This is a genomic window from Liquorilactobacillus sicerae (assembly GCF_029916425.1).
GTDB lineage: Bacteria > Bacillota > Bacilli > Lactobacillales > Lactobacillaceae > Liquorilactobacillus > Liquorilactobacillus sicerae.
Map to the genome: position 1 here is coordinate 38,056 of NZ_JAHAVQ010000008.1, position 15,202 is coordinate 53,257.

General features: G+C 38.3%; 12 protein-coding genes. 2 read left to right on the top strand and 10 right to left on the bottom strand.

Features of this window, described 5'->3' with window-relative positions; translation table 11 throughout:
- Window positions 1–221 precede the first annotated feature (221 nt).
- The 9 genes from KH893_RS06610 to mnmE form a co-directional block, all read right to left on the bottom strand.
- Complete coding sequence (locus tag KH893_RS06610; protein ID WP_281165366.1) at window positions 222–995, bottom strand: epoxyqueuosine reductase QueH; 774 nt, start codon at window positions 993–995, stop codon at window positions 222–224.
- A 54-nt stretch (window positions 996–1,049) separates the two neighbouring features.
- Entirely contained in the window at window positions 1,050–2,174 is a 1,125-nt protein-coding gene (locus KH893_RS06615; protein ID WP_281165367.1) for an SGNH/GDSL hydrolase family protein, read from the bottom strand.
- 72 nt (window positions 2,175–2,246) lie between these two features.
- On the bottom strand, window positions 2,247–3,260 hold the full coding sequence (lplA, locus tag KH893_RS06620) for a lipoate--protein ligase (protein WP_281165368.1): 1,014 nt from the start codon (window positions 3,258–3,260) through the stop codon (window positions 2,247–2,249).
- A gap of 24 nt (window positions 3,261–3,284) precedes the next feature.
- A complete protein-coding gene (gene lpdA / locus KH893_RS06625) occupies window positions 3,285–4,688 on the bottom strand; it encodes a dihydrolipoyl dehydrogenase (RefSeq protein WP_281165369.1) in 1,404 nt (467 codons plus the stop codon).
- 6 nt (window positions 4,689–4,694) lie between these two features.
- Window positions 4,695–5,993 carry a dihydrolipoamide acetyltransferase family protein gene (locus KH893_RS06630; protein WP_281165370.1) on the bottom strand — a complete coding sequence of 433 codons (1,299 nt, stop codon included), beginning with the start codon at window positions 5,991–5,993 and terminating at the stop codon, window positions 4,695–4,697.
- Between the two features lie 17 nt (window positions 5,994–6,010).
- Window positions 6,011–6,988, bottom strand: coding sequence for an alpha-ketoacid dehydrogenase subunit beta (locus KH893_RS06635; protein WP_281165371.1), 978 nt, complete (start codon window positions 6,986–6,988; stop codon window positions 6,011–6,013).
- The gene (gene pdhA, locus KH893_RS06640) at window positions 6,985–8,091 is read right to left on the bottom strand and encodes a pyruvate dehydrogenase (acetyl-transferring) E1 component subunit alpha (protein WP_281165372.1); all 1,107 of its coding nucleotides are present in this window, start codon (window positions 8,089–8,091) and stop codon (window positions 6,985–6,987) included. Before pdhA ends, KH893_RS06635 begins: the two co-directional genes overlap by 4 nt.
- A 293-nt stretch (window positions 8,092–8,384) precedes the next feature.
- Window positions 8,385–10,292: a tRNA uridine-5-carboxymethylaminomethyl(34) synthesis enzyme MnmG gene (gene mnmG, locus KH893_RS06645; RefSeq protein ID WP_281165373.1), complete on the bottom strand. Its 1,908-nt coding sequence runs from the start codon at window positions 10,290–10,292 to the stop codon at window positions 8,385–8,387.
- Between the two features lie 23 nt (window positions 10,293–10,315).
- A complete protein-coding gene (gene mnmE, locus KH893_RS06650; protein ID WP_281165374.1) occupies window positions 10,316–11,707 on the bottom strand; it encodes a tRNA uridine-5-carboxymethylaminomethyl(34) synthesis GTPase MnmE in 1,392 nt (463 codons plus the stop codon).
- A gap of 768 nt (window positions 11,708–12,475) precedes the next feature.
- On the opposite strand from mnmE, the gene KH893_RS06655 reads away from it, so the two are divergent.
- Entirely contained in the window at window positions 12,476–13,561 is a 1,086-nt protein-coding gene (locus tag KH893_RS06655) for a PTS sugar transporter subunit IIC (RefSeq protein WP_281165375.1), read from the top strand.
- 112 nt (window positions 13,562–13,673) lie between these two features.
- On the top strand, window positions 13,674–14,594 hold the full coding sequence (locus tag KH893_RS06660) for an L-lactate dehydrogenase (RefSeq protein WP_281165376.1): 921 nt from the start codon (window positions 13,674–13,676) through the stop codon (window positions 14,592–14,594).
- A 118-nt stretch (window positions 14,595–14,712) separates the two neighbouring features.
- Here the strand turns inward: KH893_RS06660 and KH893_RS06665 are convergent, their stop codons facing one another.
- On the bottom strand, window positions 14,713–15,174 hold the full coding sequence (locus KH893_RS06665) for a YbaK/EbsC family protein (RefSeq protein ID WP_281165377.1): 462 nt from the start codon (window positions 15,172–15,174) through the stop codon (window positions 14,713–14,715).
- Window positions 15,175–15,202: the final 28 nt, after the last annotated feature.

Consider the following 15,202-nt stretch of genomic DNA (forward strand, 5'->3'; position numbering starts at 1 on the left):
AAACTAAAATAAACTATTTGCCAATGCCGCTATTACCAACCGAACTGACTTGTAGTTATTAAGTTAATTGCCAAAACTTTTTGCATGTTTTAGTCATTTTACTTGCACCAGTTCTAATGATTGCTTAGCTTAACTAGTAATCAAAATTCCCAGTTAGAATCTTGATTTAATCATAAAAAAACAGCCATTGATTTGGCTGCTTTTTTATGAATTTAAACTAACTATTCTTTAACTTCCTGGTGATCGTAAACAAAACGAATTTCAGGAAATTCACGGTCACCATCTTTACCCTTTAAGAAGTCAAGTGCTTCTTGGCGAATCTTCGGCAAATTGATTTCTTGAGCTTTAGCTGCAAAGATACATCCGCAATAGCATTGTCGATAAAGGTTGTATTCGTGACTCATTTCAATCGATCGGTGATAACCATTATTTTTTTTGAAATCACTCGGTAAGTACTTAGTCGTATAAAAGTTTTGAACATCAATGCCAACACGATTGATCACTTGAGAATTCTTGTGCGGGCTGATCGTTAAAGTACTACCAAAGTAATCAAATCCAAGTTCAACCGCCTTAGCAGCCACTAAATCAAGCCGGTAGGTAAAACAAGCTCGGCAACGCTGGCCTCCCTCTGGTTCCCTTTCCAGGCCACGAACATTTTCAAAATACTCCTGTGGTCGATAAGGTGCAGCAATAAATTGAACATGATTGGTGGTCTTTCGATTAAAATCATGAATAAATTTCTGCTGAACATATTTACGTCGCTGATATTCAGCTCGCGGATGGATATTTGAATTTGCATAATAAATTGTTACTTCGGCATACTTTGTTAGGCATTCCAATGTATAGGTGCTACACGGAGCACAACAACTATGTAATAAAATATTTGGTCGTTGCCCGTTCAACTGCCAATTTCGAATCATTTTCTGCATAATTCGATCATAATTTATTTTTTGATTAGGATTCATTTTATCCAAAATTTGGTGTAAATCAATCATCCAATTACCCTTCATTTCAAAATTATACTTTAAGTATATACCCGCTCAATCAACTTAACAATCTGTGATAACTTTTTCAAACAATTTCTGCGCTAAAAGCTGTCCACCAGCTTTATTTACATGCAAATGATCTCCCAAATCATATTCAGGTACCAAATGTTGCTGCTGAGCAATTGCGGTCTTTGAAGCTTGAAAAATCCAATTAAATTGGTCCAACTGTCGATTAAGTAAAATTCGCTGCTGCTGAGACCACTGATCTGCTGGATGTTTTTTTTGACCATGACTAAGTTTAAATGGTAAGAGATCACTAAAAATCAGCTGACTCCCTGCTTGCCTAAGATCATACTCAAAGCTTGTCACCCGTTCCACAAAACTTTTTGCATCAAATTGAGTTTGTCGAGCTGCCAAGCTGATCAACGGCAATAGTAAATCATTGATTCCAGCAAAACAAACTACATATTTAGGTTTTACTTTTTTAAGTCGTTTCGGCAATCGAGTAATTAAAGCCTCACCAAAAGTTTGAAAAATTGCTTCATCTTGAGGAGCATTTTGTAAAAATCGGTTGCCTGCAATTCCGGAATTCAAAACAAGGTAGCGACCAGGATACCGCGCTTGCAGTAGATAATCCAAACTAGCTGAAATCAGACCCATTTCTGCCAATGAATCTCCCGTAAATTCAATCACTTTTGGTAGTGCTGCGGTCCATAAATCTACTTCTTGTAAGCAAAACCAGCCATGACGAGCGGTCAAGGTTTGATTTAGTCTAGGATAGCGATCATATTGCCGGATGAAAGCAGCATTTGTCAAGCTTGAATCATAAGTACTTAAAAAGTCACAATACTGTTGCGGCTGGCTGACAGTCAACCTAAAAAACAATTTACAACCGATTGTAACTTTAATATGACAATCATCACTAATGATTTGTTGGCCAACTGGGATTGTGAAAATCTTTAACCCTTGAAAAGCAAGCTGTTGTTTCACGTGGAACATTGGATCCAAGGCTACTTCAACTTTTTCAAAAATCAGTGGTTCTTGTCCAAATTGATTAGTTAAAACAACGCGAATCTTCTCACCGCTAAGATTACAATTAATTTGAATTATTTCCGTCAATGCTTTAGCTTTGACTGGTAGTGATGAAAAGTTCACATTTTGATGATACCAAATTGGCTGCCAGTTCATTTAAAAATTCCTTTCACAATTGAGAAATCAAAATAAAAGTACTGACCAGTTGATGATCAATACTTTTATTTGCTAATCAACTAACAATTTAATTATTTCTTTGCGCGGGATTCCTTTAAAATACTGGTCTAAATCAACCTGCGAAAGCTTTTGATCAATTGGTGCTGCTTGATAGATTAAACCTTGCAGTTGCTTTTCTAAATCAGCAACATTAGCTGTTCCAAAGAAATCACCATAAAATTTAATTTGTTTAATTTTTCCTTGTTTAACCAACAAACGAGCATCGATCGTGCCGTTAGTAAAATGTTTCCGTTTTTGAACCGTATATTCAGGAGACTGTCCGTAGACCCAATCCCAATTGTTATAATATTTTTGCTGCAGCAATTCAATTTGTTCCTGATCTGCTGGCGTTAACTGGTACTCAAACTCTCGAGCAGCTTTCATCTCTGAAACTCCCAGCAATCTCATAATCAATTGATCTCGAAACTCTTCAGTTGTTATTTGCTGATATCTTGGTGCAAGATAAGGTCGTAAATTTGTTACTCGACTACGAACTGATTTGATTCCTTTGGACTTAATTTTATCTTCTGGCACATGTAAAGCTTTTGCCACTTCAGAAGTATCAACATCCAGCATTAAAGTCCCGTGAGAAAAAGTTTTCCCATTTCTGGTATACATCGCGTTACCAGAGAATTTTTTCCCATCAACAACGATATCATTCCTACCGGTCACTTGAGCTCCAGTTACTCCCATTTCATGCAAAGCTTTAACAATTGGAGCAACCATCGTTTTAAAATCACCAAAACGCTGTTCTTGAGCAGAAACAATAAAACTAAAACACAGATTACCTAAATCTTGATACATTGCACCTCCCCCAGATAAACGGCGGGTCACAGTTACTTGATGTTCTCGGCAATATTTTTGATCGATTTCTTCAACTGTATTTTGATTACGACCAACGATTACGCATGGCTTTTCGATATAAAACAAAACCATTGGCAATTCAATTTGATCGCTATTCATTAAATATTGTTCCGTTGCTAAATTGCGGCGGATATCAAAACTCTTCATTGCTAAATATTGCATCTATACTACTTCCCTTACACCTTTTTAAATATTAGTTGGCAACCCGACTCCAACATCAGCTGCATCCAAAACTGCTTCACTAATGCTTGGATGTGGATGAATCGTCAAAGCTAAATCATCAATTGTTGCCCCGGTTTCAATTGCTAGGGTCAACTCAGAAATTAAATCACTAACATGGGGGCCAACCATTTGAGCTCCTAATAACTCTCGACTAGACTTCTCAAAAATTAAGCGGACAAATCCAGTTGCACTATCCATCGAAATTGCTCGTCCATTAGCTGCAAAAGGAAACTGAGCTTTAGCAGCATCCAAGTCACGTTCCTTGGCCTCTTTTAAAGTTAAACCAGTTGTTGCAATTGCACTATCAGTATAACAAACCGCCGGCATTGCCCGATAATCAATCACTGCCTTTGACCCCGAAATTGCTTCAGCTGCAATTTTACCTTCATAACTTGCTTTGTGAGCTAAAGCTGGACCAGGTACAATATCACCAATTGCAAAAATATTTGGTACTGTTGTGCGACTTTGAGCATCAACCTTAATTAAACCTCTTTGATCTATTTGAATGCCAACATGTTCTAAACCCATTTCATGCGTATTTGGCTTACGACCAACACAAACTACACAGTAATCAGCTGCAATTTTCTTTTCTTCACCAGCTACTTCAAACGTAACTGTAACTTGTTGATCATTTTGTTCGGCCTTTTTTGCCATTGCTTTCGTATAAATATCAACCTTCTGCTGACTAAAATGATGTTCGATTACTGAAACTAAATCTGGCTCGTAATTAGCTAAAATTCGATCACTGCCTTCTAAAATTGAAACATGTGCTCCCAAGTTAGCGTAGGCTGAAGCCAGTTCACAACCAATATAGCCACCTCCAACCACAACCAAATTTTTAGGAACTGCTTGCAAATCAAGTGCCCCAGTTGAGTCTATAACTCTACCTAAAAATTTAAAGTTAGGAATTTCAATTGGACGACTTCCAGTTGCCAAAATCAAATTCTTAAAAGTATAAGTTTGAGCTGAATCCTTCTTAATAACTCTTAAAGAATGAGCATTTTTTAAAAAGGCACTGCCCCAAATTACATCAATTTTATGCTTTTTAAAAAGACTGGCAACTCCGCCTGTTAATTTATCAACCACACTTTTTTTCCAAGTTTGTGTTTGTTTAAAATCTAAAGTGGCTGCAGTTACTCTTAATCCCATTTTGGTGGAATTCATCGCGCGCTGATAACGATGAGCCGCTTCAATCAAGGCCTTTGAAGGAATACAACCAACGTTTAGGCACACCCCCCCAATAAACTCGCGTTCAATTACTGTTACCTTTTGACCTTTTTCAGCTGCTCGGATTGCTGCGACATAACCACCTGGGCCAGCGCCAACGACGACAGTATCTAGATCAATCGCAAAATCACCAACTACCATTGTTTTTCACCCTTCCATCAATAAAAGTTCTGGATCCTCCAACAACTCTTTTAAACGATTCAATGCACGTTGAGCAGTGGCTCCATCAATCACTCGATGATCAAATGATAATGATAATTTCATCACATAAGCAATTTGCAGCTGATCCTCAACAACCATTGGTGCTTTGATGATTCGTCCTAAGCCTAAAATTGCCACTTCTGGCCAATTGATGACTGGAGTAAAGAAACCTCCGCCAATTGAACCAATATTGGTGATTGACATTCCCGTATATTTCATATCTCTACTAATTAATTTTCCAGCTTTCGCCTTTTGAGTATTTTCAGATATTTCCCGGGCAATATCAAATAAGCTCAACTGATCGGCATGTTTAACGTTAGGAACAAATAAGCCATGATCGGTATCCGTAGCAATACCAATATTAATGTAGTCGTTGTAAATGATCTCTTGATTTTCTAGATCCACTTGCGAATTCAAGATCGGAAATTCCTTCATAACTAATGCTAGTGCCTTAACAACATAAGCCAAGAAGGTCAGGTGAACTTCCCGTTTAGCAGCCAATTCTTTGTATTTCTTTCGATGTTTCCATAATTGATCAACCACTGCTTCATCAAAGACGGTAACATGTGGAATGTTCTGCTTGCTGCGAATCATTGCCTTAGCAGTTGCCTTGCGAATTGATGACATCTTTTCTCGCGTTTGCGGCCATAAAGCATCCGCCGGAGTTGAACTAGCAGGCGCAAATGCCGATTCGGTCTTTTCATCAATTGCGGTTGTCTTATTTCCTTTTCCTTGCAAGAACTGATCAACATCAGCTTTAACAACGTGACCATGACTGCCTGTGCCCTTAACTTTTGTCAGATCAACATTATTTTGCCGAGCGTATGTCCGAACAGCTGGCATAGCTAAAACCGGCAGGCTCGTATTGGGAGCTCCAACGTTGACTTTACCTGACTGTGGTTGAACTGGCTCTTTGGCGACCACTGTTTCCAACTTAACTCCTGTGGGTGATGATGGTGTTTGAGCTTTAGGTTCCGACTTTTCAGCTGTTGCCGAGTTTTCTTGCTCAGATTCAAACTCAACTAGAACTTGCCCCACTGTCGCTGTTTGACCTTCAGCTACTAAAATTTGTTTTACTGTTCCTGTTACCGGAGAAGGAATTTCTTCGACTGATTTATCATTTTCAATTTCAAGCAGATCATCATCTTCCTTTAATTGATCGCCAGGTTTTACATACCATTTGGCAACTGTTCCTTCTGACATTCCCTCGCCAATATCAGGTAATTTAAATTGATAAATGCCCATTTATTTTGCCTCCTAAATTAATATGTCAAAATCTCTTTAGCCTTGGTAACAATCTGCTCTTGATTTGGCAACCAATCTTCTTCAGCATCACTAAACGGATAAGGAGTATTAGGTGCGGCAACTTGCCCAACTGGTGCACTTAAATATAGAATTCCTTTTTCAGCAATTAAAGATGCGACTTGGGCTGCAACACCAGCTTGCCTTTGTGCTTCTTGGACAATAACTACTCGACTAGTTTTTTTAATTGAAGTTAGAATCGTTGTTTCATCAAGTGGTGAAATTGTTCTTAAATCGACCACTTCAGCTTTGATGCCTTCCTTAGCTAATTCCTCACTTGCCTTTAAACATTCTTGAACCATATAACCATATGAGATCAAAGTTAAATCACTGCCTTCTTTAGCAACTGCTGCCTGATCTAAAGGAACCGTATAAGCTTGTTCTGGGACTTCCTGTTTAATTGAACGATAAAGTTTCATATGTTCCAGAAAGAAAACTGGATCATCAGAACGAATCGCGGAAATTAAAAGCCCTTTAGCATCATAAGGATTGCTTGGCACAACGACTCGTAAACCCGGTATCTGAGCAATCAGACCTTCTAAGCTATCAGCATGCAACTCGGGAGTGTGAACACCACCACCAAAAGGAGCACGAATCGTGATTGGCATCTTCCGTGTTCCGCCTAATCTGAATCTGATTCGTGAAAGCTGACCAGCTATTTCATCCATCGCTTCAAACAAAAAGCCAAAAAATTGAATTTCTGGAACTGGTCGAAATCCCTTTAATGCTAAACCAGTTGATAAGCCAATGATCCCTGATTCGGCTAATGGAGTATCAAAAACTCGCTGCTCACCGTACTTTGCTTGCAAATCCTCAGTCGCTCGGAAAACACCACCATTTTTACCAATATCTTCACCAAAGATCAAAACTCGGTCGTCATGTGATAATTCTTCATCTAGTGCATCAGTTATTGCTTTGATCATCGTTTTTTGACTCATTTTAGCGTGCCCTCCTTTTCTTCATATTCTGCCACGGCTGATTGTAAACTGTTTGGCAGATCAACAAACGTATTCTTTAAATACTCACTAATTTTTTGTTTGGGTAATTTCTCTACCTGATCAATTGCCTCATTAATTTCCGTTTTAGCAGCTGTTACCCATTGATCCTCTTGAGCTTGACTCCAAAGTCCTTTTGCAGTCAAGTACTTGCGCATTCTAATCAATGGATCCTTATGATGCCAAGGTTCATCACTTTTCTTGGTCCGATAACGCTTAGGATCATCGCCTGAAAGTGTATGCGGTCCATAACGATAGGTCAGTGTTTCAATTAAAACTGGTCCCTTACCAGCGGTTACATATTCACGCGCTTCTTTCATTGTTTCATAAACCGCTAGTGCATCCATTCCGTCCACTTGGATGCCAGGAATACCTGCAGCGACAGCTTTTTGCGCCAATGTTTTAGCGGCAGTTTGTTTGTTACGCGGCACTGAAATCGCGAAACCATTATTCTGAACAACAAAAATTGCAGGTGCTTTAAAGGCTCCAGCAAAGTTGATTCCTTCATAAAAGTCACCTTGAGAAGTACCACCATCACCAGTGTATGTGAAGGCAACTTGGTCTTCACCTTTTAATTTGATACCTAACGCCACACCTGCAGCTTGAACATATTGAGCACCAATAATAATTTGTGGGGGTAGCGCTGGAAAATCTTGCGGATATTTATTGCCTTCAACGTGACCAATCGACCAGAGAAAAGCTTTGTAAAGTGGCAGGCCATGTAAAACTAACTGTGGAACATCACGATAGGCTGGTAATAAAAAATCAGTCTTTTTCATTGCAAAATTTGAAGCTATCTGACTAGCTTCTTCACCAGCTGTTGGCGCATAGAAGCCCAACCGTCCTTGACGATTTAGCTTAGTGGATCTATCATCCAGTGTGCGTGACCAGATCATTTGATGAAAAAGCTCTTGCAGTTCTTCATCAGTTAAAATATCATCAAAACCTTCCTGAAGTAACTTACCATCTGTATCTAGCAGCCTAATTGTTTTAAACTCAGCAGCTTGCTGCTCTACCGTTGAAAAATCAATCAGTTTTTGAGACATTAGTCTAACCTCCTTAAATTTTAAAAATTCCAACTACTTTGATTATACCGAAAAAATCTTTAGCATCTATTAAAATGCTATTTTATTGAGTTTCATAAACCGCTTACATTACTATTTTAAAGCAATTTTATTTGATTTTAAACATCGTGATTTTTTGAACATTTAATTTTTCATATTATACTTGATTATGATTTGTTAAAAAGACTTTTTTAATAAAAAAAAGTCTTTTTTGTGAATAAAAAAACAAAACTACTTTAATATATTTTTTTCATTAAAGTAATTTTGCCTAAAATTTAATTAACTTTAGCAATTCTTCCCTGTTCAATATAAACAGCTAAAATAGCCATATCAGCTGGATTAACTCCGCTAATGCGACTAGCCTGAGCTAAAGTTTCCGGTTGAATTTTCTTTAGTTTCTGCCGTGCTTCAGTAGCTAAACCATCAATCGCATCATAGTCGATTTTAGTTGGAATTTTTTTAGCTTCCATTTTCTTAAGCCGATCAATTTTTTGATAAGCCTTTTTAATGTAGCCAGCATATTTAAATTGAATTTCAACTTGCTCAATTACTCGTTGGTCAAGTGGCTGCGCTGGCGCAGGAATAAATTTTTGCAAATCTTGATAGCTTACCTCTGGCCGCCGCAAAAATTCACTTGCCAAAACTCCATCTTTTAATGGAGTTGATCCATGCTGACTTAAGAATTCATTGACTTGCTGATTCGGTTTAAGTCGAATTGTCTGTAATCGCTGTTTTTCAGCTTCAATAGCCTGTTTTTTCTTTAAAAACTTTTGGTAACGCTCTTCCGAAATCAAACCAATCCGATGACCAATCTCTATCAAACGTAAATCAGCATTGTCATGCCGCAAAATCAAACGATACTCGGCACGTGATGTCAATAAACGATATGGCTCATTTGTTCCTTTAGTTACCAAATCGTCAACCATTACTCCTATATAAGCATCACTGCGCTTTAAAACCAGCTCTTTTTTTCCTAAAGCATGCAAGCCAGCATTGATGCCAGCTAATACGCCTTGACCCGCGGCCTCTTCATATCCTGATGTGCCATTTGTCTGACCAGCTGTATATAAGCCTTTGACTAACTTAGTTTCTAAAGTTGGTCTTAATTGGTATGGTGAAACAATATCATATTCAATTGCATAACCTGGACGCATTAACTTAGCTTGCTCCAAACCCTTTACTGAATGGGCAATCCTGAGTTGAATTTCTTCTGGCATTGATGTTGATAAACCATCCAGATAGTATTCAGCCGTCTGTCTTCCTTCTGGTTCAATGAAAATCTGGTGTCGCGGTTTATCAGCAAACCGAACAACCTTATCTTCTATTGACGGACAATACCGAGGCCCGACACCCTTAATGATTCCGGAAAACATTGGTGCACGGTCTAAATTATCACGAATAATTTGATGTGTCTTTTCATTGGTATAAGTCAGCCAACAAGACAATTGATTTTTAGGTGGAATGTAGTCTTCATCTTTACTTTCAAAACTAAAATGGTTAGGCTCTTGATCACCAGGTTGTTCTTCAGTTTCAGCATAATTGATCGTTTGTCCATTAACGCGCGGTGGAGTACCAGTTTTGAAGCGTTTCAGTTCAAAGCCTAGTTTTTCCAGATTGCCAGATAATTTTTTAGCTGGTTGGGTATTATTTGGACCTGATGAATAGGTTAATTCACCAATAATAATTTTACCCCGAGCGGCTGTTCCTGTAGTTAGAACTACACTTTTAGCACCATAGTGTGCACCGGTGTTAGTAATCACACCTTTAATTACGCCGTCTTCAACCATTAAATCATCAACAATTGCTTGCCGTAAAGTCAAATGCGGCTGTTTTTCTAAAGTATGCTTCATTTCAATTGAGTACATTCGTTTGTCAGCCTGAGCTCGCAATGCCCTGACAGCTGGACCTTTACCCGTATTCAACATTCGCATTTGAACATATGTCTTATCAATGTTACGGCCCATTTCACCACCAAGTGCGTCAACCTCACGCACAACGATTCCTTTGGCCGGACCGCCAATCGACGGGTTACATGGCATAAAGGCCGTCATTTCTAAATTGATTGTGATCAGCAATGTTTCATTGCCCATCCGCGCTGCTGCTAGTGCAGCCTCACAACCAGCATGTCCAGCTCCAACTACGATCACATCATAATTCTGTCCTTGATATTGCTTGACTTCCATTTTGATCTCCTATTTTATAATTATTACTTTCCTAGACAAAATTGGCTGAATAACTGATCTAATAGCTCATCCTGATAGCTATCACCAGTAATTTCTCCTAATAGCTCCCAACAAGTCGTCATATCAGTTTGAACTAAATCAACTGGCATTCCCGCAGCTAATCCTTGTAATACATCATTCAAAGCTTGTTTAGCTTGTTGCAAAAGTGCAATGTGACGAGCATTAGTGACTAAAACTGTGGTTTGACTATTTTCAATCCCTGCAAAAAACAAATTTGCGATCGCTTTTTCCAATTGATCAAGGCCTTGGTTTTTCAAAACCGAAGCTTGCAAAACAGTTGTTTGTTCACCAACTAGTTCTTTTAAAGTTGTTTCCGGCAACTGTTGCGGCAAATCAGCTTTATTTACAATAATCAAACGTTTTTTATCAGCTGTCAGTGCTAGCAGCTGCCGATCCTCAGTTGTCAGTACTTGGCTGCCATCTAAAATCACCATTACCAAATCTGCTTGGTCGATTGCTTTCTTAGAACGCTGAACACCTATCTTTTCAACTTTATCTTCGGTTTGACGAATTCCAGCCGTATCGATCAGCTTAAGTGGAACACCATTAACATTGGCATATTCTTCGATTACATCACGTGTTGTGCCTGCCACATCAGTTACAATTGCTTTTTCTTCATGTAATAAGTGGTTCAATAAGCTTGATTTACCAACATTAGGCCGACCAACAATCGCTGTTGACAACCCCTCTCTTAAAACCTTCCCTTGTTTAGCGGTTGCTAAAAGCTGCGTGATTCGCGCCCGTAAATCAGTTGCTTTTTCTTGTAATAATTTTGCAGTCATCACTTCAGCATCATCATACTCAGGATAATCAATATTGACCTCAACTTGAGCTAGCACATTTAAAATATCCTGTCGAAAATGTTTGATCAAATGCCCCAAGCTTCCATCTAATTGGTTTAAAGCAACCTTCATTGACCGATCAGTTTTAGCGCGAATTAAATCCATCACTGCTTCAGCCTGCGATAAATCAATTCTGCCATGTAAAAAAGCCCGTTTAGTAAATTCGCCAGGCTCAGCTAGTCGTGCTCCATTACTAAGTACTAACTGCAAAATCTGATTGGTTGCAACGATTCCACCATGACAATTGATCTCTACTATATCCTCTCGCGTAAAAGTCTTAGGAGCTCGCATAACCGAAACCATTACTTCATCGATTTCCTGCGTATTTTCAGGATCAACAATATGTCCGTAATTAATCGTATGACTTGGAACCTTGGTTAAATTCTTTCCTTTAAAAATCTTTTGCGCGATTGTAACCGCTGTTTGACCACTAAGCCGCACAATTGAAATTGCTCCTTCGCCAGGAGGTGTTGAAATTGCAGCAATCGTATCAAATTCTGTAACCTCATTCATTTATAAAACCCCCTATAAAATTATTTTATTTAGTTTTAGACAAGAAAAAAAGCGCTAGTCCACGGAATAAATAATTAATCGCGTGGATAAAGCACTTTGACTACTTTATCAATTAAGATAAGAATGATTGACTCTAATATACTTGCAAATTTCTAAAATGTCAAACTCCAGCAATCTAAACCCAATTTTGCTTTCTATCCTTTTAAAAATTGTTTGATCTTGGCAGTTTGTCTAGTTCTAATTTTCGCCCAAAGGATTGCACTTTAAACACACACTGTTTTCAAAGTTTTTTCAATTAAATTTATGAAAAAATAAAAATTTCATTAAAAAAACCTTGCAATTTTAATTTTTGCCATTATAATAATGAGTATCAAGTAAAAGTTGAGTCTAATTTGAAGGGAGTCGAATAGCATGTTGCGAAGTTGTCAACCTAATTTCAACACAATCGTAGTTGAATACCTAGTGAGCCTAGTCATTATTAGCACGCGCGATGTGCTATTCAATGTCTCGGCTAGTTAGTATGTAATTGAGATTTGAATCCATCGCGCTTAAGAAATTAATTTAAGGCGATGGAATTTTTTTATTATATGCATCCATCGTTTTATTTAAAAATGATGGGTGCTTTTTTATTACATTTCAATTGCCATCAACTTTTAATTTAAAGGGGGAATAATTCTTCATTTCTTATTTTTTATACAGCTTCAACGTATCATAATTTTAACTACTACTACATCATATTTTAAAACAATTACAAAAGGAGTTCTTTCTATGGAAAATACTACTCAATCTGACCACAATGTAACTGTTAAAGAATACGCCTATCGAGTATGCGCGGCCATTGCGAATGCTATTCTGGTTACTTTGGGGATTGGCTTGCTGATCCAAACTCTAGCTTCATTTATTCACTGGAATGCACTTTATCAAGTTGGGATTATGGCTAATGATTTGCTAGCTCCAGCTTTAGGCGTTGCAATTGCTTCACAGCTTAACACTAATTCATTAGTTATTTTTAGTGCCATGATTTCATCAACTGTTGGAGCGAATGCTGTTCATTTTACTAATGCTGCCGTTAACGGAACTACTGCAACTGGTTCAACTCTTGCTCAAGCTGCTGGCAGTGCGGTGATTTCAACCGGTCAGCCAGTAAGTGCTGTTTTAGCTGGCCTAATTGCGGCTTTAGTTGGTAAATACTTAACTGGTAAGACACCTCTAGATATGATGCTGGTACCTTTAGCTGCCACTTTGATCGGTGGTATCTGTGGCTTAGGCTTAGCTGCTGTTACAACACCATTATTGTTAAAAGTGAGTGCTTTGATTGCTAAAAGTATGCAAGTTAATCCATTTGTGGGTTCAATCGCTGTTTCATTGGTCTGGGCCTTGTTCTTAATGACACCAGCTTCATCAGCTGCCTTAGCAATTGCTTTAACACTTGATCCAATCTCTTCAGCAGCAGCTTTGATTGGAACAACTTCACAATTCGTAGCTTTCACAGCAATGTCATTTCGTCAAAATAACCTAGGGGCTAATATTGCTCAAGGTGTAATGACTCCTAAAGTTCAATTTCCAAACTTGCTAGTCAATCCATTATTGTTAGTTCCTTCATTGTTGTCAGCGATTATCTGTGCTCCAGTTGCCATTATTTTGTTTGGTTTTCGTTCAACTTATAAATTAGCTGGCTTAGGATTGAACTCATTTATTGCACCATTAGCATATGCTGCTCAAGGATGGGGATCATTTGCAGTTTATATGTTTACTGGTGTGGTTTTGCCAGCTGCCATTTCATTAGTCACTTATGGCATGATGAAAAAAGCTGGTTTGATCAAAGACAACCAACTGCATTTGGAAATTGTTTAGTGAGCATTTAATTTTATTTCATAGGGGAAATAAAATTTATTTAATATCAGATAATTGAATGACTTTGAAATTTTTTAATATCAGATGAACAAATTAAGGAGACGGATTATTCATGGGAAGAAAATATGCTGTTCTAGGTGTTGGCCATGTTGGTTCAACTGTTGCCTTCGCTCTAGTAACTAAAGGTGATGCGGACGAACTAGTACTAATCGATAAGGATGAAAAAAAGGCTCGAGCAGAACAGCTCGATTTGCAAGATGCAACAGCTCGGCTAGAAACCCGACCAAAAATTAAGATTCAAGATTACAACGAACTAGCAGATACTGACATTTTATTTGTAACTGCCGGTAATATTTTAGCTTTGAAAAATCAAACTGGAAATAATCGTTGGGCTGAATTTAATGATACTCGTGAAATCGTTAAAGATATTGCTCCAAAAATCAAAGCTAGTGGATTTCACGGCGTACTAATTGATACAATGAATCCCTGTGATGCGATTGCTCAATACCTGCAAAAAGAAATTGGCTTGCCGCAATCACAAGTAATGGCAACCGGAACCTTCTTAGATACCGCTAGAATGCAGCGAGTTGTCGCTGAACAATTTGACGTTGATCCCAAGAATATAAGTGGTTATGTTTTTGGTGAACATGGCAATTCACAATTTATTGCTTGGTCAACAGTTAAAGTCAACGGTTTAGATTTGCTACCGCTTGCTAAAAAGAAAAACCTGCCATTATCGGAACTAGAAGAACATGTTAAAGCTGGAGGCTGGGATGTATACGCTGGTAAAGGCTATACCAGTTATGCAATTGCCACTTGTGCGATCAAACTCAGTCGAGCTGTTCTAGATGATGCTCATCTAATGTGTCCTTGTTCTTATTATAATCAGAAGTACGATTCATACATTGGTCAACCGGCAATTATCGGAAAAAATGGGGTCGAGGAAGTCATTGACGTTCCACTGACCGCTGAAGAAGAAGCAAAATTAGCAAATTCAGCTTCCACAATCAAAGAAAAATTCGCTACTTTGTAATTATCTGTGTGGGCATTTTCATTTATAAAATAGCGAATCCAGTCAAAAGGAACAGGTTCAGACGAAATTGTCTGAACCTGTTCCTTTTGACTTTTATTCAACTAATGTCAAATAGTTTTTATTTTGTTACTTTGACCCAGCGTTGATAATGGCTTAAACTAAGCAACTCAGGCAATGTTAAACGAGCTGCATGAAACTGATCTCCGGCCGCTGGAAAAACTTCAGGATCATTTTCCAAACTCTGATCAATATAAACATCTACGCCTGAGTTTAAAGCAAACGGGCAAACACCGCCAACCTCATGACCAATTAAGCCATTAACTTGATCAGCCGGTATCATACGCGGCCGAGCGCCAAATTCAGACTTGAAATTATGATTATCGATCCTAGCATCCCCAGCCATTACCACGACCAATGGCTGACCGTTAACTTTAAAAGCTAAGGTCTTAGCGACCTGCTCAGGCAAAATATCCAATGTTTCAGCAGCCTCAGCAACCGTTGCTCCAGAAGCTGGTAAGCGAAACAATTTATCTGCTAATTGCTGACTTTCAAAATAAGCTTTGACTTTTGCAAATGACATTAAAACTCCCCCTAAACTAAAACCAAAT

What these genes read in the sequence shown, in the direction of transcription:
- mnmG (WP_281165373.1), bottom strand. Translation starts at nt 10,292, where the DNA reads ATGGAAGTCAAGCAATATCAAGGACAGAATTATGATGTGATCGTAGTT.
- KH893_RS06615 (WP_281165367.1), bottom strand. Translation starts at nt 2,174, where the DNA reads ATGAACTGGCAGCCAATTTGGTATCATCAAAATGTGAACTTTTCATCA.
- KH893_RS06665 (WP_281165377.1), bottom strand. Translation starts at nt 15,174, where the DNA reads ATGTCATTTGCAAAAGTCAAAGCTTATTTTGAAAGTCAGCAATTAGCA.
- KH893_RS06635 (WP_281165371.1), bottom strand. Translation starts at nt 6,988, where the DNA reads ATGAGTCAAAAAACGATGATCAAAGCAATAACTGATGCACTAGATGAA.
- lpdA (WP_281165369.1), bottom strand. Translation starts at nt 4,688, where the DNA reads ATGGTAGTTGGTGATTTTGCGATTGATCTAGATACTGTCGTCGTTGGC.
- mnmE (WP_281165374.1), bottom strand. Translation starts at nt 11,707, where the DNA reads ATGAATGAGGTTACAGAATTTGATACGATTGCTGCAATTTCAACACCT.
- KH893_RS06660 (WP_281165376.1), top strand. Translation starts at nt 13,674, where the DNA reads ATGGGAAGAAAATATGCTGTTCTAGGTGTTGGCCATGTTGGTTCAACT.
- KH893_RS06655 (WP_281165375.1), top strand. Translation starts at nt 12,476, where the DNA reads ATGGAAAATACTACTCAATCTGACCACAATGTAACTGTTAAAGAATAC.
- KH893_RS06630 (WP_281165370.1), bottom strand. Translation starts at nt 5,993, where the DNA reads ATGGGCATTTATCAATTTAAATTACCTGATATTGGCGAGGGAATGTCA.
- KH893_RS06610 (WP_281165366.1), bottom strand. Translation starts at nt 995, where the DNA reads ATGATTGATTTACACCAAATTTTGGATAAAATGAATCCTAATCAAAAA.
- lplA (WP_281165368.1), bottom strand. Translation starts at nt 3,260, where the DNA reads ATGCAATATTTAGCAATGAAGAGTTTTGATATCCGCCGCAATTTAGCA.
- pdhA (WP_281165372.1), bottom strand. Translation starts at nt 8,091, where the DNA reads ATGTCTCAAAAACTGATTGATTTTTCAACGGTAGAGCAGCAAGCTGCT.